Consider the following 19927-nt stretch of genomic DNA (forward strand, 5'->3'; position numbering starts at 1 on the left):
CCGGACTCCTCCGGCCCGATGACGACCAGTCTGGAGCCGAAACACCGTGAACGCCGCTACCCACCGCAGCCGTTGGGCCGTCGTCGCTGCCGCCGGAGCCCTGGCGGCCGCGCTGACGGTCGGCGCCGGCACCCCCGCCCTCGCCGCCGCTCCCGCCGCTCCCGCCGGTGCGGCAGGCGCGTCCGCGCCGGCGCCGCTGGACCGGGCGGCCGTCCGGGCGGCACTGGCCAAGCGGCCCGCTGCCGACGTCTCCGCCGCCTTCGTCCGCATCACCGGCACCACCGGTCGGTTCGAGGGCAGTTCGGCGGAGGACGGCATGGCGGTGGACCCGCACGGCCGGTTCCGGATCGGGTCGGTCTCGAAGGTCTTCACCACCACCGTCGTCCTCCAGCTCGCCGCCGAGGGCCGGATCGACCTGGACGCCACCGTGCGGCAGTACCTGCCGGACTTCCCCTACGAGGGGGTCACCGTCGGCCAGTTGCTCAACCACACCAGCGGACTGCCCAACGGCTCCAACGTGCCCTGGGGCGACGGCAGCACCACCTGGTTCGAGGCCCACCGGCTGGACTCCTTCACCCCCGAGCAGGTCATCGCCACCATGCACGGCTACCCGCTGGGCTTCCGGCCGGGCACCGAGCAGCAGTACAACGGCATGAACACCTTCGTGGCCGGGCTGGTCGTCGAGAAGGTCACCGGCCGCGGCTTCGCCGACGAGCTGCGCGACCGGATCATCCGGCCGCTCGGCCTGCACGACACCGCCCTCCCGGACGGCGACGACCCCGAGCTGCGGCACCCCGCCACCCATCCCTACCTGTCCGTCCCCGACGCCGACGGCGGCACCCACCGGGCGGACGTGACCGAACAGAGCCCCTGGCCCTGGGCGGAGGGCGGCATGATCTCCAGCGCCGCCGACCTGGACCGCTTCATGACCGCCCTGTTCCGCGGCCGGCTGCTCCCCGCGGCCCAGCAGGAGCAGCTGTTCACCGTGCCCGACGTGCCCGTCGCCGCCCACAGCAGCCACTGCCCGGACGGCAAGGCGTGCATGAGCATGGGCCTGGAGCGCCTGCAGTCCCACGGCATCACGGCCTGGGGCAAGACCGGCTCCCGCCCCGGCTCCACCAGCGGGGTCTTCGCCACCCGCGACCTCTCCCGCAAGGTCGTCTACTCGATGGACCCGACCACCCTGAACGGCGCCGAGACGCCGTACGTCCTCGGGCTGGTGGCGGCCTCCTTCGGGCTGAGCTCGGTGGTCTGACGCGGCGTCGCCGTCAGGCCGGACCACCCGCGTCACCACCAGGGAGCGGGATCGCGGGTGGGACCGGCGGTGTCCGGCGGCCGGGCGCCCACCGGTGCCAAAGGGCTGTCCCACTCTTAGACGGGGAGCCGGTCCTCGGGGACGTGGAAACGGTCGCGGAATGCCTGGTGGCCGGGTTCTGTCAGGGGGCGCGCGGTGAGGTCGTTCGTCGGGGTGACCGACCCGAGCGACCCGCGGGTGGAGACCGCCGAGCAGGTGCGGGACCGCGTCCTCGCCACCGTCCGCCACCTGCCCGCCGACCGCCTGGGCACCTGCGACGACAGCGGCCTCGCGCCCTTGGGGGACGACCGGTCCACGTCCCGTGAGACGGCCTCCGCCGAGATCGGGGCCCGGCTGGAGGGTACGGCCCGGGCCGCCGAGCAGCTCGGCCTCTGACCTCCCCGCGCCGGAGGCCGGTCCCTCCTCCTCCCTTGGGGTGAGCCGCGGTTGGCTCGTCCGGGGGAGGCGGCCGGGCCGCGGGACGGAGGTGGCGGACGGCTGGTGTCCGCGACGGTGGACCCATGCTGATGAACCTCCCGGTCGGTGACACCGAACGCCCCGTTCCCGCTTGGGCCCTGCGCCTCGCCAAGGCCCTGCCGCTGGTCCTCCTGCCGCACTGCCTGTGGCGGCTGCCGTTCGCCTTCGGCTTCGAGATGGGCATCGTCGACCCCGGCGGCCCGCCGCACACCTGGTGGGCCACCCCGTACGTCTTCGGCCTGAGCCTGGTCACCGAGGCGCTGGCGCTGCTCACCCTGGGGCTGGTCAGCGGCTGGGGCGAGGTGTTCCCCCGCTGGGTGCCGCTCCTGCGCGGCCGTCGGGTGCCGCCGCTCGGGCCGCTGCTCGCCACGCTGCTGGGCGGCCTGGTGCTGTTCGGCCTCTTCGGCCTCCAGCCGCTGGCCTGGTTCGGCCTGCTGGACGAGGTCGGCTTCGGCAGCGGCTGGTGGGAGGCGCTGGCCCGGGTCTGCATCGGCCCGGCGATGCTCTGGGGGCCGATCACCATCGCCCTCGGCGTCGCCTACTACCGCCGCCGCACGGCCTGAAGGATCCCCGGCGGCGCGGGAAGTCGGCCCGGCCGACCTCCCGCGCCGCGTTTCTCAGTGCGTCCGGTAGTACTCGCCGACGGCGACCAGCCCGGCCCGGGCGGTCAGTTCGTGGACGCCGTCGCCGGTGAGTCGTTCCCGGCGATCAGGGTGTCGGCGAGCCGCTCGGCGGTGGAGTCGTCCAGTGTGCCGTGGCCGAGCAGGAAGCGGTACCAGAACACCCCGTAGACCTGGTCCACGATCAGGTCGAGGTCGGCGTGGTCGGCCAGTTCGCCGCGCTCGCGGCCCCGGGCGAGGAGTTCGTGCAGTGCGGTGCGCCGGGTGGCGGTGAAGGTCCGCATCAGCTCGGCCAGGTGCGGGTCGCGGGCGGCTTCGCGGGCGACGGTGCGCAGTGCGGAGGCGGTGGTGCCGCGCTGGGCGGCGTCGAAGGTGGTCCCGATGAAGGCGCGCAGGTCGGTGCGGAGGGTGCCGGTGTCAGGGTGGTCGGTGACGTCCCGGTCGGCGCGGTCGGTGAGGGCGTCCAGCAGGACGGCGCCCTTGGAGGGCCACCAGCGGTAGACGGTCTGCTTGCCGACGCCGGCCGTGCGGGCGATGGCGTCGATGGTGACGGGCGTGCCGTCGGAGTCGGCGAGCAGGTGGAGTGCCGCGTCCAGGATCGCCCGGTGGGCCGCCTCGTTGCGGCGGCGGCCGGTGTGCGGCCGGACGGCGGAGGCCTGCTCGGCCGAGGGGTCGCTCTTGCTCATCGTGGTCCCTTTCTCCCTTCCCCCGCTTGACAAGACTAGCAGTCTCGGCAACTATCATTACCGGAACTAGCGGTCTCGACAATAACTCGAGCAAGCCGGAAAGGCCCGAACATGAGCACTGCAGCGAACCCCTTCGCCGGACAGCACGTCGTCGTCATGGGCGGCAGCTCGGGCATCGGCGAGGCGACCGCGACCGCCTTCGCCGCCGACGGCGCCGAGGTCGTGATCACCGGCCGCGACCGCGAGAAGCTGGACGCCGCCGTCGCCCGGATCGGTGGCAAGACCAGCGGCACCCGGCTCGACGCCACCGACCCGGCCGCGCTGGCCGCCTTCTTCGCCGGGGCCGGCACCGTCGACCACCTGGTGGTCGCGGTCAGCGGCGCGGCCGGCAGCGGGCCGTTCGCCGAACTCGACCTCGCCGACCTCGCCCACGGCTTCGACGCCAAGTTCTGGCCGCAGGTCCGGGTGCTCCAGGCGGCCCTGCCGCACCTGCGCAAGGACGGCTCGGTCACCCTGATCACCGCCGCCTCGGCCCGCGCCGCCATCCCCGGCACCGCGGGCCTGGCCGCCATCAACGGCGCCCTGGAGGCGATGGTCCCGCCGCTGGCCGTCGAACTCGCCCCGCTGCGGATCAACGCCGTCTCGCCCGGCGTCATCGACACCCCGTGGTGGGACCGCGTCCCCACCGAGCAGCGCACCGCCCTCTTCGACGGCCTGGCCGCCACCACCCCGGTCGGCCGGGTCGGCCGCCCCGAGGACGTCGCCCGGGCGATCCACATGTTCGCCGCCAACACCTTCGTCACCGGCGTGGTGCTCGACTGCACCGGCGGGGCCAACCTGCCCACCGGCCGCTGAGCCCTGCCGGTACGCCGACGGCCCGGCCCGGGACCGCCCCGGGCCGGGCCGTTCCGGTGCACCGCTACGGCACCTGGTGCGGTACCGGGTGCGACGGCTGATGCGACGGCTGGGGCGTCACCACTCCGCCACCCGGTAGTCCTTGAGGAACACCCCCGACACCGGGTGCCCGGCCTCGCCGCGCACGATCGGGTCGTAGACCCGGGCGGCGCCGTCCACGATGTCCAGCGGGGTGCGGAAGCCCCGGGCGGCGATCCGGGTCTTCGTGGGCGCCGGGTTCTCGTCGGTGATCCAGCCGGTGTCCACGGCGCACATGTGCACGCCCTGCGGGGCGAGTTCGGCGGCGCTGGTGCGGGTGAGCATGTTGAGCGCGGCCTTGGCCATGTTGGTGTGGGGGTGGCGCGCCGTCTTGTTGCGGACGGCGAACCGGCCCTCCACCGCAGTGACGTTGACGATGTAGCGGGCGGGGCGCGGGGAGGCGAGCAGCAGCGGCAGCAACCGGTCGCAGAGCAGCGCCGGGGCCAGGGCGTTGACCAGCTGGGTCTCCAGCACCTCCGCCGGGTCGAGCGAACCGAGCGTGGTGGACCAGGAGTTGACGGGCGCGAGGTCGGGCAGCAGTCCGGCCTCGTCGGTGAGGTCCAGCAGCGAACCGGCCCCTGAGGGCAGTTGGGCGACATCGGTGAGCGGGCGGAACCCGGGCGCGTGGGTGACGGCCCGGCGGTCGGTGCCCGGCAGGGCGGTGGACTCCCCGGCCGCCAGCAGGGCGTACGACTCCGGCGGGCGCCGCAGGGTCTGCGCGGCGTTGTTGACCAGGATGTCCAGCGGCCGCCCGTCAGTGCGCAACTCATCGGTCAGGCCGAGGACTTGGCGCGGGTCGCGGAGGTCGATGCCGACCACGGTGAGCCGCTCCCACCACTGCCCGCTGCCCTCGGCGGCGCGGAAGCGGCGGACGGTGTCCTGTGGGAAGCGGCTGGTGACGATCAGCTCGGCGCCGTCCCGCAGCAGCATCAGCGCGAGCTGGAAGCCGATCTTCACCCGCCCGCCGGTGAGCAGTGCCCGGCGCCCGCGCAGGTCGGCGGAGAGGTCGCGGCGGGCGGTGTTGTCGGCCGCGCAGTCCGGGCAGAGCATGTGGTAGAAGCCGTCGACCTGGCGGTACGGCTGCTTGCAGACGTAGCACTTGCGCGGGACGAGCAGCTCGCCGACCGGCCCTCCCGCAGGCGGGAGCGGCGTGTCCTCACGGCGTTGCCGGGCGCCGGTCGCGGTGGCGGCGAGCAGCGCGGCGTCGGCCTGCCGGACGGCCTCCTTGGCCTCCTGGCGGCGGCGTTTGCGGCTCTCCATCACGAAGGAGCTGAGCTGGCGCTCGGCGTGCAGCCGGGTGCGGTCCTGGAAGGGGAGGTCGCGCAGGCGGCCCAGGGTGGCGCTGAACGCGCCGAGTTCCTCGGGGGTGAGGCCCGCCGCGCAGGCGGCTTCGCTGGTCGTGGTGTCGGTGATCAGCTGATGGTGGTCGTCCCGGACCGTCATGTCCGCCCCCTCGTTCCGTACAGGTGGGAGGGACTGTAGTGGACGGTCCGGGAGGATGAGATGCCAATTTCTCCGGCTGTCCGGCCTGCTCAGCCGCAGTCGGAGGTGAGCGAGCCGACCCGGCGGCCGTCCAGCTCGTGCTTGCCGAAGCCGGAGAGCTCCTGCTCGTCCCCGGCGAACCCGGGCTGGTCGTTCAGGCGGATGATGCAGCCGAAGTCGTCGGGGAGCGGGTCGACTGCGGAGCGCGGGAAGATCGGCGGCTCGATGTCCTCCAGCTCGCGCAGTTGGAAGCCCTCCTTGGTGATGTGGGCGTCCTCGTCGAGCAGCAGGCGGCCGGTCAGGTTCGGGCCTTCGAACAGGCAGAGGTGGCCCTTGGGGCAGTGGACGGCCGCGCGGGAGGCCGGGTCCGCGTGGACGGCGGGGGCGGTCGCGGCGGCGAGGCCGAGGGCGGCGGCGGAGGCGAGGGCGGCGCGGATCAGGCGGTGACGCACGGGGGCTCCCAACACGAGGTGGTGACCGACGGTGTCGTCGGGGTCACCGCATGCTAGATGGTTCCCGGTCGAACGGTCGGCGCCACGCGGGCGGCCGGGCGGTCCCCGGGGAACGGGCCGGGGCGCCGACGGCCCCCGGCCCGCCGGGGCCCCGGAAGTGCTGCGGCTCAGCCCGTGTACTGGCTGAAGACCTTCGCGAACTCGTACGGCTGCTGCGGGATGTTGGTGCACTTGGCCAGCGAGCCGGTGCAGGCGTTGGCGTCCCGGGTGGCGTCCCAGAAGGCGAGCAGGCCGAGGCGGTTCTGCCGGGCGAAGGTCACCAACTGCTGGGCCGCGGCCTGGTTGTAGATCTGGTGGTCGTCGTTCTCGCCGATCATCGGGGTGACCCCGACCATGGCCCACAGCCGGGCGTCGGTCTTCGCCGGGTAGAGCGCCTTCAGCTGGCCGAAGGTCGCCTGCGCGGCCTGGACGGCGGCGTTGCCGTAGTCGCTGCCGGAGCGGTAGTAGTCCATCGCCATGACGTTCACCAGGTCGAGGTCGACCCCGGCGTCCCGGGCGGACTTGACGACGGCGACGCCGTCGCTGGTCAGGCCCTCGGGCAGGACGGGCAGGGTGAGCGAGACCTTGAGGCCCGGGTGGGCCTGCTGGAGCTTGGCGAGGGCGGCGGAGCGGCGGTCGTTGGAGGCGGTGTCGGCGATCGCCGCGCCCTCGATGTCGTAGTCGACGTAGCGCAGGTTGTAGGCGTTGACGACCGCGTCGTACTCGTTGAACAGCGAGTCCACCGAGGTGCAGGCGGCGGCGAGTTCGGTGCCGCTGGCGCCGCCGAAGGAGAGCTTGACGTCGCCGCCGGCCGCGCGCAGCGCGTCGACCTGGTCCTTGGCCCAGCCGGTGCGCGGGTCGTAGGCGTTGAACCAGCTGGCCTTGCAGCCGACGCCGGTGACGAAGCCCATGGTGTAGCCCTTGACGCCGCCGGCCTTGGCCATGTCGGGCATGGACGGGGTGGGCCAGGCGCCCATGTCGATGTACGGGGCGACCGGGAGCGCGACGTTCGGCGGCGGGGTGGTCGGGCCGCCGGTGGGGGTTCCGCTCGGCGGGGTGGTCGGCGGGGTGGTCGGGCCGCCGCCGGGGCCGGTGAGGGTGACGTCGTCGGCGAGGTAGGCGCCCTGCCCGTACCACCCGTGCAGGTAGACGGTGATGCTGGTGGTGCTCGGACCGGTGGTGAAACCGGCCGACAGCTGCTGCCAGTTGGTGCCGCCCGGGGTCCACACGGCGGGGTCGGTGACGCCGCTGCCGGTGGCGCCGAGGTAGACGTACTGACCCTGCACCCAGGCGCTGAGGGTGTAGCTGGTGTTGGGCTGGACGCTCACGGTCTGGCCGCACTGCGCGGTGTCACTCGCGCCGACCGCCCCCTTGAGCGCGTACGTCCCGCTGTGCGCACCGGAGTTGACGATGCTCCCGGTGGTGGCGGAACAGCTCCACGGGGCGAGTGTGCCGCTCTCGAAGCCGCCGTTGGCGAGCAGGTCGGCGTCGGCGGCACCGGCGTTCCCGGCGAGGGTGGCGAGGCCGCCGGCGGCGAGCACGGTGGCGGCGGCGAGGCTCAGCAGTTTTGTCCGGCCGGCGGGGCGGCGGTGGGTGGGGGCGTGCTGGGGCGCGCTGGGCATGGGGGTGCCTCTCGGGACGTGGGGCCGTCCGCGCCGTGAAGGGGGGAGACACGGGGCGGGCGGCAGCATGGGGGCTGGTCCGGTGCGGGGAGGAGCGCGGTGCTGAGGATCAAACTGGACTAGACCAGCTGTGCACGTCAAGCACTTCCGGGCTTCCGGGGCCCTCCGAGGGCAGGTTTCAGGGCGGGTTCAAGGAGGTCCGTCGGTCAAAGTTCCCGACTCGCAGCCGAAGTGATCGATCGTCAGTCATGATCGATCGTGGGCGCCGCCCCACCGCAGGACCAGCCGGAAACCAGACAGGAGCACCGTCATGCGCAACGCCCCGTTCGGCAGCAACGGCCCGGAGATCGGCGTCATCGGCCTCGGCTGCATGGGGATGACCTTCGCCTACGACGTGGGCAGCCGGGACGACGAGAAGTCCGTCGGGGTGATCCGCCAGGCGCTGGACCTCGGCGTCACCCTGATCGACACCGCCGACATGTACGGCCCGTACACCAACGAGGAGGTGGTCGGCGCCGCGCTGGCCGGCCCCCACCGCGAGCGCGCCTTCCTGGCCACCAAGGTCGGCATCGTCCCCGGCGGCAGCGGCCAGGACGCGGCCCGCGACGGCAGCCCCGAGCACGTGCGGCGCTCGGTCGACGACAGCCTGCGCCGCCTCGGCACCGACCACCTCGACCTCTATCAGCTGCACCGGGTCGACCCGGCCGTCCCGATCGAGGAGACCTGGGGCGCGCTGGCCGAGACCGTCCGGGCCGGCAAGGTCCGCCGGATCGGGCTCTCCGAGGTGGGCGTCGAGGAGATCCGGCGGGCGCAGGCCGTGCACCCGGTGGCCTCGGTGCAGTCCGAGCTGTCGCTGTGGACCCGGGACGCACTGGCCGAGGTGCTGCCGTACACCGAGGAGCAGGGCATCGCCTTCCTGCCGTACTCGCCGCTCGGCCGGGGCTTCCTGACCGGCAGCATCACCTCCCTGGACGAGCTGCCCGAGGACGACTTCCGCCGCCGGCTGCCCCGCTTCCAGCAGGAGGCGCTGCAGGCCAACCTGGAGCTGGTCGGGCGGGTCCGGGCGGTCGCCGAGCGGATCGGTGCCTCGCCCGCGCAGGTCGCGCTGGCCTGGGTGCTGGCGCAGGGCCGGTACGTCTTCCCGATCCCGGGCACCAAGACGCCGCGCTACCTGCTGGACAACGCGGGCGCGGCCGCGATCGAGCTCTCGGCGGCCGACCTGGCGGAGCTGGACGCGCTGCCGGACGCGGCGGGCGGGCGCTACTACTGAGCCACCGGGCGGGCCCCGGGGTCCGCCCGTCGCTCCATGACCCACACCTGCTGCCGTCCGGTCTCGCCCGGCGCCCGGACGGCGGCCTCGGTGACCCGGTCCAGCCGGTAGCCGAGCTTGCGCGGGACGGCCGCGCTGGCGCCGTTCGCCTGGTCGCAGCGGATCTCGACCCGGGCGATCCCGGGCAGCGCCAGCGCGGCCTCGGTCAGCGCCCCGGCCGCGGCGGTGGCGATGCCGCGGCCGACGTACCGGGCGGCGACCCAGTAGCCGATCTCCAGCGCGCCCGGGCCGATCCGCCCGTGCAGCCCGAGGGCCGCGACCACCCGGCCGGGCGCCGTGTCCAGGTCGGCCAGGTACATGAAGTCCGTTCCGGCCTCCCAGGCGGCGGTGCCGGCCCGGGTCCGCTCGGCGGTCCGGGCCCGGCTGGGGGCCTCGTCCGCCCAGTCCAGCCAGGGCCGCAGGTGCTCCAGGTTGGTGTGCACGGCCCGGTGCAGGGCCGGCGCGTGGGTGCTGCGGCGGCGGTGCAGGGAGAGGCCGCCGGGCAGCCGCAGCAGTTCCGGCGGCCGCCCCGCGGTCACCTCCGGTGCCGCCCGGGAGGGCTCGCGGGACGGCGGCCGCGCCCGCCCGCAGGACTGCGACTGTGCTGGGCTCATGGCGGCGATTATGTCCTTGGCCCGGACCTGCCACATCCGGACGGAGGTGCATCCGGGGCCCCTCCGTCCGGCGGGTGCGTTCGCTGCCCCGGCGCGTCGGTCCCGGGCCGCGGGCGCGTCGTGCCCGGTGCCCCCCGGCGCGTCAGAGCCTGATCATCACCTCGTCGAGCTCCTTGCGCCGCAGGTCCGGCACGCGCGCCCCCTCGGCCGGGTAGCCGACCGGGATCACATAGGCGGCGCGCTCCTCCGCCGGGCGGTCGCACACCTCGTTGAGGAAGCGCATCGGGCTCGGCGTGTGGGTCAGCGTCGCCAGCCCGGACTGGTGCAGCGAGGCCAGCAGCAGCCCGACCGCGATCCCCACCGACTCCTTGGTGTAGTACGGGCGCGGCGAGTTGGGGCCCTTGTGCACCTCGAAGACCACGATCACGGCCGGCGCGTCCTCCAGGAACGGCTTCCGCCAGTCGGTGCCGATCGGCGCCAGGGCCGCCAGCCACTCCTCGGACGCCCGGTGCCCGTAGAACTCGCGCTCCTCCGCCTCGGCCGCCTCGCGCAGGAGCCGCTTGCGCTCCGGGTCGGTGATCACCACGAACCGCCAGGGCTGGACGTGGGCGCCGCTGGGCGCGGTGCTCGCGGTGCGCACGGCCCACTCGATCACCCCGTCCGGGATCGGCTCGGTGGAGTAGTCGCGGACGGTCCGGCGCTGCGCCATCACGTCGTGGAAGGCCTTGCCGCGGGCCTCGGCTTGGTGGGCCGGCACCGTCATCGGGGTGAGCGGGACGGTCGGGTGGGGCGTCCCCGCCACTGCGCTGTCAATCGTGTCAACCATGGCCGACAGCACAGCACATGACGGCCGCTCCGGGAAGAGGTAGAGACCAATTCCGGGAGCGGCCGACCATCGCGAGCGGCGGGCTGCAGTGCGGGGCGTCGGCGCGGGGCTTCAGCGTGGGGGCTACAGCTCGTGCACCCGGCCGTCCCGGACCTCGATCCGCCGGTTCACCGTCACCGTGTCCAGCATCCGCCGGTCGTGGGTGACCAGCAGCAGGGTGCCGGTGTACGAGCCGAGCGCCGACTCCAACTGCTCGATCGCGGGCAGGTCCAGGTGGTTGGTGGGCTCGTCCAGCACCAGCAGGTTGACCCCGCGCGCCTGCAGCAGTGCCAGCGCGGCCCGGGTGCGCTCGCCGGGGGAGAGGGTGCCCGCCGGGCGCCGCACGTGCACCGCCTTGAGGCCGAACTTGGCCAGCAGGGTGCGCACCTCCTCCTCGGTGAACTCCGGTACGGCGGCCGCGAAGGCGTCCGACAGCGGCTCCCCGCCGAGGAAGAGCCCACGCGCCTGGTCCACCTCGCCGACCACCACGCCCGAGCCCAGCGCGGCGTTGCCGGAGTCGAGTTCGAGCCGACCGAGCAGCGCGGCCAGCAGGGTGGACTTGCCCGCCCCGTTGACGCCGGTGATGGCGACCCGGTCGGCCCAGTCGATCTGCAGGTCCACCGGGCCGAAGGTGAAGTCCCCGCGCTTGGCGACGGCCGCGCGCAGGGTGGCCACCACCGAGCCGGAGCGCGGCGCGGTGGCGATCTCCATCCGCAGCTCCCACTCCTTGCGCGGCTCCTCGACCACGTCCAGCCGCTCGATCATCCGCTGGGTCTGCCGGGCCTTGGAGGCCTGCTTCTCGGTGGACTCGGTGCGCTTCGCCTTGGCGTTCTTGTCGTTGTCGCCGCTCTTGCGACGTGCGTTGCGGACGCCGTGCTCCATCCAGTTGCGCTGCATCTGCGCGCGGGCCTCCAGCGAGGACCTGGTGTCCGCGTACTCCTCGTACTCCTCGCGGGCGTGCCGACGGGCCACCGCCCGCTCCTCCAGGTACGCCTCGTAGCCGCCGCCGTACAGGTTGACCTGCTGCTGGTGCAGGTCCAGCTCCAGCACCTTGGTGACGGTGCGGGCCAGGAACTCGCGGTCGTGGCTGATCAGCACGGTGCCGGCGCGCAGGCCCTTGACGAAGGACTCCAGCCGCTCCAGGCCGTCCAGGTCGAGGTCGTTGGTGGGCTCGTCCAGCAGGAACACGTCGTAGCGGGAGAGCAGCAGCGAGGCCAGGCCGGCCCGGGCGGCCTGGCCGCCGGAGAGCGCCGTCATCGGCAGGTCGAGGGAGACCTTCAGGCCGAGCGAGTCGGCCACCTCCTCGGCCCGCTCCTCCAGGTCAGCGCCGCCGAGGTCCAGCCAGCGGTCCAGGCTCGCCGCGTACGCGTCGTCGGCGCCCGGGCGGCCCTCGACCAGGCCCTCGGTGGCCTCGTCCAGCTCGGCCTGGGCGGCCGCCACGCCGGTGCGCCGGGCCAGGAAGTCGCGCACCGACTCGCCCTCGCGCCGCTCCGGCTCCTGCGGCAGGTGGCCGACGTTGGCGCTGGCCGGGCTGAGCCGCAGCGAGCCGCCCTCAGGGGTGTCCAGGCCGGCCAGCAGCCGCAGCAGGGTCGACTTGCCGGCGCCGTTCACGCCGACCAGGCCGACCACGTCGCCGGGGGCGACGACCAGGTCCAGGCCGGAGAAGAGGGTGCGTTCGCCGTGGCCGGCGCTGAGGTCCTTGACTACGAGTGTGGCGCTCATGATGGGGCCGATTGTAGGAGGACCGGGGCCCGAGCCGGAAAAGCCGGGGGCCGTGAGCCGGAAGAGCCAGGGGCCGCGACCGCGCCCGATCGGCGGTCGCGGCCCCTGGGCGGGCGCTACCCGTCGATCACTTGGCCTTCTTGGAGAAGTAGTCGAACATGTGCGCCGCGACGTCCTCCAGGTAGGGGCCGGCCTCGTAGGTGTTGGCGCCGTTGCCGACGGAGGTGTCGCTGACCAGGGCCGGCTTGCCGTCCTTGGTGGTGTACCAGCCGCCGCCGCTGCTGCCGCCGGTCATGTTGCAGCCGATCATCAGCATCGCCGGGCGGCTCGGGTCACCGGGCTTGGCGGCCGGCTTGCCACCGTCGCAGTGCTCCAGCTCGACGCCGTCGAAGGGCTTGCCCTCCGGGAAGCCGTAGTTGGCGACGGAGGCGAGCTGGTCGCGCGGGGCGTTGAACCACAGCGGCACCGAGCCGCCGACGGTCTCCTCCAGCGACTTGCCGTTCGGGTCCGGGTTGGCGACCTTGATGATGCCGAAGTCGTACTGGCTCCACGGGCCGCCGCGCTCCGGGTCGGCCTCCTGGGTCCACTGCGGGGAGACCATGCCGGCGGTCGCGCCCCACTCGCCGTACGGCTCGGCGTCGTCCAGCTTGGACTTCTGCTTGTTGCCGTTGCTCAGCACGCCGTTGCTGTTGAAGGCGGGGGCGAAGGTGATGTCGGTGTAGTACTTGTTGCCCTTGCCGCCGTGCAGGCAGTGGCTCGCGGTCCACACCAGGTTGCTCTTGCCGGGGTTGGCCGGGTCGGAGACGACGGTGCCGGAGCACACGTAGTCGTCGTTGCCGTCCTTGAAGAAGATCTTGCCGTTGACGTGCATGTTCTTCGGGAACGGGTGCGCCACCGGCTTCGCCGCGACCACCGAGGGCAGCTGGTCCGGGCCGGTCGGCGGCTGCGCGCCGGTGGGCTGGGCCGGGGCCGCGCCGGTCGGCTGGGCCGGCGCCTGCGAGGGGCTCTGGGTCGGCGCCTGGGGCAGCGGCTTCGGCTTGGCGTTCAGCAGCTTCTGCAGGGTCCAGTAACCCTTGACCGCCGGGGTGATCACGTTGGCCTGGGCCCACTTGTCCCAGTCCTCGAGCTTCCAGGTCTTCAGCTCTTCGACCGTCGGCAGCTTGATCGGAGCCGCGCCCGGCTTCCCGGAGGCGCTGGCCGCGACCGACGGCGCGGCGGTCTGGGCACCGGCCGGGTCACTGTTGTCCGGCCCGCAACCGGTGGCGACCACCATGGTCAGCGCGGCGACGGAAGCGCCCAGGACGGCACGGCTCGGCCGGGATATCGGTGACATGAGTTCAAATCCCCCTGTTGACTACCGCCATACGGCCCGTTCTCCTCGGGTACGGCCCCGGGGCCGCAGGTATGGCAGGTGAGGAGTCTGCCATGCGGATAAGGAACTCCTTACACCCGGCCCCGGCCGGTACGAGGCTGTCACCGGATCGGCACGGGATCGGCACCGGGCCTCCGTCCGGGCTCCGTCCGGCCTCCGTCCGGGCTCCGTCCGGCCTCCGTCCGGGCTCGGTCCGGGCTCGGTCCGGGGTCCGTCCGGGCTCCTCCTCCGGGCTCCGTGCGGCCTTCCTCTCCGGGCTCCGTGCGGCCCTCGAAAATCGGTTGCATGCCTCCGTCGGGGCTTCTAGCGTGGTTCGCGTCATCCGCCAGACAAGGAGAAGGCCGTTGCTCTACTGAGGTCCCGGGACACCGCCCCCGCCGCGCAGGCCCTGCCGCCGCGTGGTGTGCGAGTGTGCGACCTCAGTCACGGCCCCCTGGCGCCTCGTTGCGCTGCCCTCCTGTCGTTCGGCCGTACCGGTTCCGCACCCGCGGTGTCTCCCCGTGTTGCTCGTCACCCTTTCAGCAACCACCCGGGAGGCCTTGCATGGCACAACCCACCACCGCCGTCCTCTGCACCGACCTCGCGTTCGAGTGGCCCGACGGCAAATCCGTCCTGGACGGCTTCCACCTCGCTGTCGGTTCCGGCCGCACCGGATTGATCGGCCTGAACGGCGCCGGCAAGTCCACCCTGCTGCGGCTGATCGCCGGCGAACTCACCCCCACCGGCGGCACCGTCCGGGTCGCGGGCGAACTCGGTCACCTCCCGCAGGGACTCACGCTCGACACCGGCCTTCGGGTCGACGAGGCGCTCGGCATCCGGGCCGCCCGCGAGGCCCTGCACGCCATCGAGTCCGGCGACACCGACCAGCGGCACTTCGACGCCGTCGGCGACGACTGGGACGTCGAGGAGCGCGCCCGCGCCACCCTCGACCGGCTCGGCCTGCGCAGCCTCGACCTCGACCGCACCACCGGCGAACTCTCCGGCGGCGAGGCGGTGTTGTTGCGGCTGGCCGCCCTGCTGCTGCGCCGCCCCGACGTACTGCTGCTGGACGAGCCCACCAACAACCTCGACCGGGCCGCCCGCGAGCGGCTCTACGAGACGGTGGCCGGCTGGCAGGGCGTCATGGTGATCGTCAGCCACGACCGCGAGCTGCTCCAGCACGTCGACCAGATCGCCGACCTGCGGGACGGCGGAGTCACCTGGTACGGCGGCAACTTCGCCGAGTACGAGCGCACCCTCGCGGCCCAGCAGGAGACGGCCGAGCGGCTGCTGCGCAACGCCGAGGCCGACGTCCAGCGCCAGAAGCGGGACTTGGTCGACGCCCGCACCAAGCTTGACCGCAGCGCCAGTTACGGCAAGAAGCGCTCGGTCACCCGCAACGACCCGCACATCATCGCCGGGATGCTCAAACGCAAGGGCCAGGAGACGGCGGGCCGGCTCACCGGCATGCACACCGAACGCCTGGAGGAGGCCAAGGCGCGGCTCACCGCCGCCGAGGAGGCGGTGCGCGACGACGCCGAGATCCGGATCGACCTGCCGCGCACCGCCGTGCCGGCCGGGCGCACCGTGCTCACCCTGCAGAAGGTCGGGCTGCCCACCGGCGGCACCGTCGACCTCGACCTGCGCGGCCCCGAGCGGATCGCCCTGGTCGGGCGCAACGGATCCGGCAAGACCACACTGCTGCGCACCATGGCGGGCGAACTCGCCCCGCTGGAGGGCATGGTCACCACCCAGGTGCCGCTGCGCCACCTGCCGCAGCGGCTCGACCTGCTGGACGACGGGCTGACGGTCGCGGAGAACGTCAAGCTGTTCGCCCCCGGTGCCGGGGACAACGCCGTCCGCGCCCGGCTGGCCCGCTTCCTGTTCCGCGGCGGCCGGGCCGACCAGCCGGCCGGCACCCTCTCCGGCGGCGAACGGTTCCGCGCGACGCTGGCCGCCCTGCTGCTGGCCGACCCGCCACCGCAGCTGCTGCTGCTCGACGAGCCGACCAACAACCTGGACCTCGCCAGTGTCCGCCAGCTCACCCAGGCGCTGGCCGCCTACCAGGGCGCGCTGGTCGTGGTCAGCCACGACCTGCCGTTCCTGCGCGGCCTGGGCCTGACCAGGTGGCTGGAGCTGGACGGCGAACTGAGGGCGGTGGATCCGATGTAGCGGTTAGGCCGTGTCTGACAAATGATCATCTGGCTGGCTTGCGGAGCCACGTTGTCCGCAGCCTGAAGGCCCAGCAGGTCGCTCGTGGTGGCCGGGCCGGCTGCTCCCCAGCTTTGGGAATCGGGTTTCGGTTGCTGGCAGGATGGCCGGATGGACGACGACACTGCCCCCACCTGGGTCGACGAGGTCAGCCTCCGTGCGGCCTGTCCGCCGGCGGTGAGCGAGGCGCTCATGCGGCTCGCCGCGGCTGCCCGCCACGACAGCGCGGAATTCGAGCAGGCGCTGTTTGGTCTGGCGCGGCGGTGCGCGGAGGCGCCTGTTGAGGCCCTGGAACTACTCGTCGCGGCCACGGCGGCACAGGATGTGAAGCTGCGGCGCGCGGGGATCGAGGGCCTCGGCATTTTCGGACCCGACGCCGTGGCGCACGCGCCGATCATCGCCGCCGCGCTCTCCGACCCGGATCCCGATGTGCGGTCGGCAGCGGATGTCTCTCTCAAATCCGTACTCAGGCGGAACGAGCCTGACGAGGAACTCCGCGCTGCCGTTCGCCGGGCAGTCGAGCAGGTCGAGCAACGGCAGCCGAGAGACGTTAAGTGATCATCGGGCTGGTTCGCGGAGCCAGAGGATCAGGGAGGCCAAGACGACTCCGGCCCGGTATCGGTCGGCGAGTTTGTCGAAGCGGGTGGCGATCGCGCGGAACTGCTTAAGGCGGGCGAAGCATCGTTCGAGCACGTTGCGGCCGCGGTAGATCTCCTTATTGAAGGTGGGTGGTCGGCCGCCGAGGGCTCCGCGTCGCCGGCGGTTGGCCTCTTGGTCGCGGCGTTCGGGGATCGTGACGGCGATGCCCCGGCGCCGCAGCAGGTGGCGGATCGCTCTGCTGGAGTAGGCCTTGTCGCCCAGCACTCGGTGCGGTGTCGTGCGCGGACGGCCCGTGCTGGCGCGCGGGATCCGGATGCCGTCGAGGACCTGGCCGAACGTGGTGGCGTCGTTGGCGTTGCCTGGGGTGAGCACGATCGACAGGGGCAGGCCGCGGCCGTCGACGGCGAGGTGCACCTTGGTGGTCAGCCCGCCGCGGGACCGGCCGAGGGCCTGGCGCGCCTGCGAGCGGCCCGGATCTTCCAGTTTGTCCCCGTCTGCGGCCCCTTTTTTCGGGCGCCGGCGGCGTGCTGGTGGGCCCGGTTGATTGTGGAGTCGACGGCGACGGTCCACTCGACCCGCCCTACCGCGTCGTCCCGGACCTGGACGTGTTCGAGGAGCTTCGCCCAGGTCCCGTCCGATTCCCAGCGGGCGAACCGCTCGTAGACGGTCTGCCATGGCCCATAGCGTTCCGGGAGGTCCCGCCACGGAGCCCCAGTCCGCAGCCGCCACAGCACCCCGTTGACCACCTGCCGGTGGTCACGCCACGGACGACCACGCCCATCCACCTGCGGCAACAGGGGTTCTATCCGTTCCCACGCCGCGTCCGTCAACTCACCTCGACCCGCCACAAGATCAATTGTCAGACACGTCCTAGTGCCGTCGGTCGCCTCCCGCGTCCTCGGCGAGCACCCGGCGGGCCGTGCTCAGGGCGGAGTCCTTGAGCGCGGCCAGCTCCTCGGGGCTGTAGACCGGGGTCCGGAGGTCCGGCGCGATGCCCGGGCCGTCGAAGGTGCTGCCGTTCCGGGTGAGGTACTCCTCGTTTGGCAGCACCACCGCGAAGTCCGGCGAGAGCGGCTTGATCAGGACGTCCGAGAAGACGCCCTGGGTGTTCTCGCCGATCCGGGTCACCCGCGGGGACCGTCCCATCAATGCCTGGGCGAAGGTCTCCGCGGCGCTGGCCGAGATCGAGGAGGTGAGCAGCGCCACCGGCCCGGTGAAGTGCTCGCCGTCCGAGGGCAGCACGGGGACGGGTACGGGCCGGGTGAACTTCGTCGGGTCGGCCGGGTCGTCGCGCGCCACCTTCCGGTAAGCGAGGTACGGGCGGTCGGTGAGCCGGGCGGCGATGTGCAGCCCGAGCGCGTCCGAGCCGCCGCCGTTCAGCCGGACGTCGAGCACCAGGCCGCTGAGCCGGTCCGGATCGGCGAGCAGGGCGTCAAGGGCCTTGTCCAGCTCGGCGACCTGGCTGCGGTAGTCGCCGTCGGTGTAGCCGTCGAAGCTGCCCACCCGCAGGTAGCCGACGCCGTCGGGGAGCCGGCTCACGCCGAGCTTGCCGCCCGCGAAGAGCTGCTCCGGGCCGGTGAGCTGGGCCGCGACGGCCTGTCCGGCCCGGGCGGTCAGCTCCTCGGTGCGTACCGTCGAGCCGGGCCGCCGCCCGCCGAACACCGGTTTCGGCTGTCCGTCGACGATCCGCGCCAGTCCGGTGTGGGCGTCGCCGAGCGGCCGGAGCATGTCGACGAAGACCTCCTGCAACTGATCGGTGGACGTCGCCGGGGTGATCCGCCGCCGCTGCTCGTCCCGGACGGCGTGCCAGTCGATCCCCTTGGCCGCGAAGAAGGGGTAGTTCTCCTCGAAGTCCTCCCAGAACCGGTCGAAGACCGCGAGCGGGCCGTTCGGCGCCGGGGTGGTGCACAGCGGTGGCAGCGCCGGGATCCGGTTCAGCTCCTTGGTGCCGACCCCGCCCTCCTCGCGCTCGACGGCCCGGTTCCGGCTCTTCGGGGTGAGGGACACCGCGTCGTTGCCCATGACGTAGCGGACGGCGCCGTCCGGCCCGGCGGGGCCGGCCTGCGTCGCGGTGATCCAGCCGGGCACGCAGCTGTGCGCGGTCACGTCGTAGGTGGTCAGCCGACCCCCGGCGACGGAGACCACCGTGCCGTAGCCGTCCATCCGCCAGACCCCCTGCAGCGGATCGCCCTTCTGCCCTTGCCCCTGTGCTCCGGCCACCCCTTCGGCCGGCGTCACCCCGTGCGCCGCCGCCGCTCCCGACGCCGCCTCCTCGGCCGACGCCGCTCCCGACGTCACCACGGCGACCGTCGTCGCCAGTGCCGCCGTCACGACCGCGGCGGCCGCCGCCCTGCCGATACCCCTGTGCGTCATCTCCGGCCTCCGCCGAATCCCGGCCTCCCCCTGCGGAACCCCTCCGCCGCCGTGCCGCCGACGTTAGGACCCTGGGCCCCGCCCGGGCGTCATCCGACGCGCCGCTGCCGTACCCTCCTGTGGGTCCACTCGTCCGCCCGCCCGAACAGCCTCTGGAGGGATGGACGGCAAACCGTTTGACGGCGGGTGGAAATCCGTCGCACCGGGTCCAACTGCCGTGCGCTGCAGTACCATCGGCGACATGCCTGCGCTCAACATCGAGTACACGGAGCACGAACTCGCCGCGATCCGCGAGGCCGCCGCCGCGGACGGCAAGAGCGTCAAGGCGTACGTTCACGACCTCAGCGTGCGGGAGCAGCAGCGGCGGGTCTTCGTCGACCACGCCGTGGCGTTCTGGAAGGACCACCGGGCGGAGTTCGACGCCGCGGCCCAGGAGGACTCGCCCGCCGCGTGAGGCGCGGGGGAGCGGCCCGGTGAGCGGCCGACCAGGCGCCGGGTCAACACCGCCCAGCTCGGCCACGACGCCGACCGTCCTGGTGCGCGGTCGGCCGAGTGGATCCGGCCGGGAGTCGAGCTGTCAGGCGCGGGCGAGCTTCCCGGCGACTCGGGTGCCCAGCCGGTCCAGGCCGACGACGGCGAGGCCGAGCACGATGAACTCGACCGTCAGCTGGGCGATCTGGCCCCAGACGTAGCCGTAGCCCTTGGTGGTCGGGTCGAAGAAGAAGTACGGGTAGGGCGTCGGGAAGTCGCCGAACAGCGCGTTGCGGGCGAGCACGATCGCCGCGTAGCCGAGCGGGAAGGCCAGCCAGAGCGGTATGTCCTTCCAGGCCGCCGCGTTGCGCGGCTTCAGCACCAGCCAGTCGATCAGCACCATCACCGGCGTGACGTAGTGCAGGAAGAAGGAGGACCAGTGCGCCAGCCGGTCCGGTCCGCTGACCAGTCCGGGCAGCGGGCTGGCGCCGTGCTGGAGCAGGACGTGCGAGACCAGGCCGGTGATCAGGATGTACAGCGTCGCCGCCCCGCGCAGCCGGGGTGCGGGGGCGTCCACGGTGTCGCGCTTGACCATCCAGTACACCGCGCCGATGAAGTAGCCGAGCACGATGACGTTGCTCTGCACGGTGAAGTACACCAGCGAGGCGGTCCCGAGGGACAGGCCGAGGCCCGCCGAGAGCACGATGCCCATGCGCCACCACAGCGCGGGGCGGGTCCGGACGGTCATACGGTCACCAGTTCGTTCCAGGCGATACGGGAGGTATCGGACGTCGGGAGGGGGAGAT

Annotated in this window: 19 protein-coding genes; 8 read left to right on the forward strand and 11 right to left on the reverse strand. The window is 73.0% G+C overall.

The window, feature by feature from the left end:
- Nucleotides 1-46 precede the first annotated feature (46 nt).
- The 3 genes from ACZ7BZ_RS15275 to ACZ7BZ_RS15285 all read left to right on the forward strand — a co-directional run bounded on the left by ACZ7BZ_RS15275 (nucleotide 47) and on the right by ACZ7BZ_RS15285 (nucleotide 2334).
- Complete coding sequence (locus tag ACZ7BZ_RS15275) at nucleotides 47-1255, forward strand: serine hydrolase domain-containing protein (RefSeq protein WP_470358737.1); 1209 nt, start codon at nucleotides 47-49, stop codon at nucleotides 1253-1255.
- 195 nt (nucleotides 1256-1450) lie between these two features.
- Nucleotides 1451-1690, forward strand: a complete 240-nt coding sequence (locus ACZ7BZ_RS15280; RefSeq protein ID WP_470358738.1) for a hypothetical protein — start codon at nucleotides 1451-1453, stop codon at nucleotides 1688-1690.
- 125 nt (nucleotides 1691-1815) lie between these two features.
- Entirely contained in the window at nucleotides 1816-2334 is a 519-nt protein-coding gene (locus ACZ7BZ_RS15285) for a hypothetical protein (protein WP_470358739.1), read from the forward strand.
- A gap of 104 nt (nucleotides 2335-2438) precedes the next feature.
- Here ACZ7BZ_RS15285 and ACZ7BZ_RS15290 read toward each other — a convergent pair whose 3' ends face one another.
- Complete coding sequence (locus ACZ7BZ_RS15290; RefSeq protein WP_470358740.1) at nucleotides 2439-3077, reverse strand: TetR/AcrR family transcriptional regulator; 639 nt, start codon at nucleotides 3075-3077, stop codon at nucleotides 2439-2441.
- A 111-nt stretch (nucleotides 3078-3188) separates the two neighbouring features.
- Here ACZ7BZ_RS15290 and ACZ7BZ_RS15295 point away from each other — a divergent pair, with 111 nt between their 5' ends.
- Nucleotides 3189-3932, forward strand: a complete 744-nt coding sequence (locus tag ACZ7BZ_RS15295; RefSeq protein WP_470358741.1) for an SDR family oxidoreductase — start codon at nucleotides 3189-3191, stop codon at nucleotides 3930-3932.
- Between the two features lie 117 nt (nucleotides 3933-4049).
- On the opposite strand, the gene ACZ7BZ_RS15300 is transcribed toward ACZ7BZ_RS15295, so the two are convergent.
- The 3 genes from ACZ7BZ_RS15300 to ACZ7BZ_RS15310 form a co-directional block, all read right to left on the reverse strand.
- Entirely contained in the window at nucleotides 4050-5453 is a 1404-nt protein-coding gene (locus ACZ7BZ_RS15300; RefSeq protein ID WP_470358742.1) for an SDR family oxidoreductase, read from the reverse strand.
- Nucleotides 5454-5542: 89 nt separating this feature from the next.
- Nucleotides 5543-5944 (reverse strand): peptidase inhibitor family I36 protein, encoded by a 402-nt coding sequence (locus tag ACZ7BZ_RS15305; protein WP_470358743.1) that lies wholly within the window; start codon nucleotides 5942-5944, stop codon nucleotides 5543-5545.
- Between the two features lie 167 nt (nucleotides 5945-6111).
- Entirely contained in the window at nucleotides 6112-7605 is a 1494-nt protein-coding gene (locus ACZ7BZ_RS15310) for a carbohydrate binding domain-containing protein (protein WP_470358744.1), read from the reverse strand.
- A gap of 310 nt (nucleotides 7606-7915) precedes the next feature.
- Here ACZ7BZ_RS15310 and ACZ7BZ_RS15315 point away from each other — a divergent pair, with 310 nt between their 5' ends.
- Nucleotides 7916-8875 carry an aldo/keto reductase gene (locus ACZ7BZ_RS15315; RefSeq protein WP_470358745.1) on the forward strand — a complete coding sequence of 320 codons (960 nt, stop codon included), beginning with the start codon at nucleotides 7916-7918 and terminating at the stop codon, nucleotides 8873-8875.
- On the opposite strand, the gene ACZ7BZ_RS15320 is transcribed toward ACZ7BZ_RS15315, so the two are convergent.
- From ACZ7BZ_RS15320 to ACZ7BZ_RS15335, 4 genes are all read right to left on the reverse strand, one after another.
- Complete coding sequence (locus ACZ7BZ_RS15320; protein ID WP_470358746.1) at nucleotides 8869-9528, reverse strand: GNAT family N-acetyltransferase; 660 nt, start codon at nucleotides 9526-9528, stop codon at nucleotides 8869-8871. The two genes, ACZ7BZ_RS15315 and ACZ7BZ_RS15320, sit on opposite strands and share 7 nt — an antisense overlap.
- A gap of 142 nt (nucleotides 9529-9670) precedes the next feature.
- Nucleotides 9671-10354 (reverse strand): nitroreductase family protein, encoded by a 684-nt coding sequence (locus ACZ7BZ_RS15325; RefSeq protein WP_470358747.1) that lies wholly within the window; start codon nucleotides 10352-10354, stop codon nucleotides 9671-9673.
- 123 nt (nucleotides 10355-10477) lie between these two features.
- A complete protein-coding gene (locus ACZ7BZ_RS15330; protein WP_470358748.1) occupies nucleotides 10478-12115 on the reverse strand; it encodes an ABC-F family ATP-binding cassette domain-containing protein in 1638 nt (545 codons plus the stop codon).
- A 127-nt stretch (nucleotides 12116-12242) separates the two neighbouring features.
- Nucleotides 12243-13448, reverse strand: a complete 1206-nt coding sequence (locus tag ACZ7BZ_RS15335; RefSeq protein WP_470358749.1) for a trypsin-like serine peptidase — start codon at nucleotides 13446-13448, stop codon at nucleotides 12243-12245.
- A 582-nt stretch (nucleotides 13449-14030) separates the two neighbouring features.
- On the opposite strand from ACZ7BZ_RS15335, the gene ACZ7BZ_RS15340 reads away from it, so the two are divergent.
- A complete protein-coding gene (locus tag ACZ7BZ_RS15340; RefSeq protein WP_470358750.1) occupies nucleotides 14031-15638 on the forward strand; it encodes an ABC-F family ATP-binding cassette domain-containing protein in 1608 nt (535 codons plus the stop codon).
- Between the two features lie 150 nt (nucleotides 15639-15788).
- Nucleotides 15789-16235, forward strand: a complete 447-nt coding sequence (locus ACZ7BZ_RS15345; RefSeq protein WP_470358751.1) for a hypothetical protein — start codon at nucleotides 15789-15791, stop codon at nucleotides 16233-16235.
- Here the strand turns inward: ACZ7BZ_RS15345 and ACZ7BZ_RS15350 are convergent.
- Both ACZ7BZ_RS15350 and ACZ7BZ_RS15355 read right to left on the reverse strand, forming a co-directional pair.
- A protein-coding gene (locus ACZ7BZ_RS15350) for an IS5 family transposase (protein WP_470358752.1) occupies nucleotides 16236-17125 on the reverse strand; the annotation gives its coding sequence in 2 pieces (ribosomal slippage) (nucleotides 16236-16771 and nucleotides 16771-17125; 891 coding nt in all). It lies immediately after the preceding gene.
- Between the two features lie 22 nt (nucleotides 17126-17147).
- A complete protein-coding gene (locus tag ACZ7BZ_RS15355; protein WP_470358753.1) occupies nucleotides 17148-18650 on the reverse strand; it encodes a S41 family peptidase in 1503 nt (500 codons plus the stop codon).
- 241 nt (nucleotides 18651-18891) lie between these two features.
- Here ACZ7BZ_RS15355 and ACZ7BZ_RS15360 point away from each other — a divergent pair, with 241 nt between their 5' ends.
- On the forward strand, nucleotides 18892-19104 hold the full coding sequence (locus tag ACZ7BZ_RS15360; RefSeq protein WP_470358754.1) for a hypothetical protein: 213 nt from the start codon (nucleotides 18892-18894) through the stop codon (nucleotides 19102-19104).
- 123 nt (nucleotides 19105-19227) lie between these two features.
- Here the strand turns inward: ACZ7BZ_RS15360 and ACZ7BZ_RS15365 are convergent, their stop codons facing one another.
- Complete coding sequence (locus ACZ7BZ_RS15365) at nucleotides 19228-19869, reverse strand: Pr6Pr family membrane protein (protein WP_465746890.1); 642 nt, start codon at nucleotides 19867-19869, stop codon at nucleotides 19228-19230.
- Nucleotides 19870-19927 lie beyond the last annotated feature (58 nt).

This window comes from Kitasatospora sp. NPDC036934, from assembly GCF_055608425.1.

Excerpts from the sequence above, each read along its gene's own strand:
- ACZ7BZ_RS15285 (WP_470358739.1), top strand. The coding sequence starts at position 1,816 with ATGCTGATGAACCTCCCGGTCGGTGACACCGAACGCCCCGTTCCCGCT.
- ACZ7BZ_RS15290 (WP_470358740.1), bottom strand. The coding sequence starts at position 3,077 with ATGAGCAAGAGCGACCCCTCGGCCGAGCAGGCCTCCGCCGTCCGGCCG.
- ACZ7BZ_RS15295 (WP_470358741.1), top strand. The coding sequence starts at position 3,189 with ATGAGCACTGCAGCGAACCCCTTCGCCGGACAGCACGTCGTCGTCATG.
- ACZ7BZ_RS15300 (WP_470358742.1), bottom strand. The coding sequence starts at position 5,453 with ATGACGGTCCGGGACGACCACCATCAGCTGATCACCGACACCACGACC.
- ACZ7BZ_RS15310 (WP_470358744.1), bottom strand. The coding sequence starts at position 7,605 with ATGCCCAGCGCGCCCCAGCACGCCCCCACCCACCGCCGCCCCGCCGGC.
- ACZ7BZ_RS15315 (WP_470358745.1), top strand. The coding sequence starts at position 7,916 with ATGCGCAACGCCCCGTTCGGCAGCAACGGCCCGGAGATCGGCGTCATC.
- ACZ7BZ_RS15320 (WP_470358746.1), bottom strand. The coding sequence starts at position 9,528 with ATGAGCCCAGCACAGTCGCAGTCCTGCGGGCGGGCGCGGCCGCCGTCC.
- ACZ7BZ_RS15325 (WP_470358747.1), bottom strand. The coding sequence starts at position 10,354 with ATGGTTGACACGATTGACAGCGCAGTGGCGGGGACGCCCCACCCGACC.
- ACZ7BZ_RS15330 (WP_470358748.1), bottom strand. The coding sequence starts at position 12,115 with ATGAGCGCCACACTCGTAGTCAAGGACCTCAGCGCCGGCCACGGCGAA.
- ACZ7BZ_RS15335 (WP_470358749.1), bottom strand. The coding sequence starts at position 13,448 with ATGTCACCGATATCCCGGCCGAGCCGTGCCGTCCTGGGCGCTTCCGTC.
- ACZ7BZ_RS15340 (WP_470358750.1), top strand. The coding sequence starts at position 14,031 with ATGGCACAACCCACCACCGCCGTCCTCTGCACCGACCTCGCGTTCGAG.
- ACZ7BZ_RS15345 (WP_470358751.1), top strand. The coding sequence starts at position 15,789 with ATGGACGACGACACTGCCCCCACCTGGGTCGACGAGGTCAGCCTCCGT.
- ACZ7BZ_RS15355 (WP_470358753.1), bottom strand. The coding sequence starts at position 18,650 with ATGACGCACAGGGGTATCGGCAGGGCGGCGGCCGCCGCGGTCGTGACG.
- ACZ7BZ_RS15360 (WP_470358754.1), top strand. The coding sequence starts at position 18,892 with ATGCCTGCGCTCAACATCGAGTACACGGAGCACGAACTCGCCGCGATC.
- ACZ7BZ_RS15365 (WP_465746890.1), bottom strand. The coding sequence starts at position 19,869 with ATGACCGTCCGGACCCGCCCCGCGCTGTGGTGGCGCATGGGCATCGTG.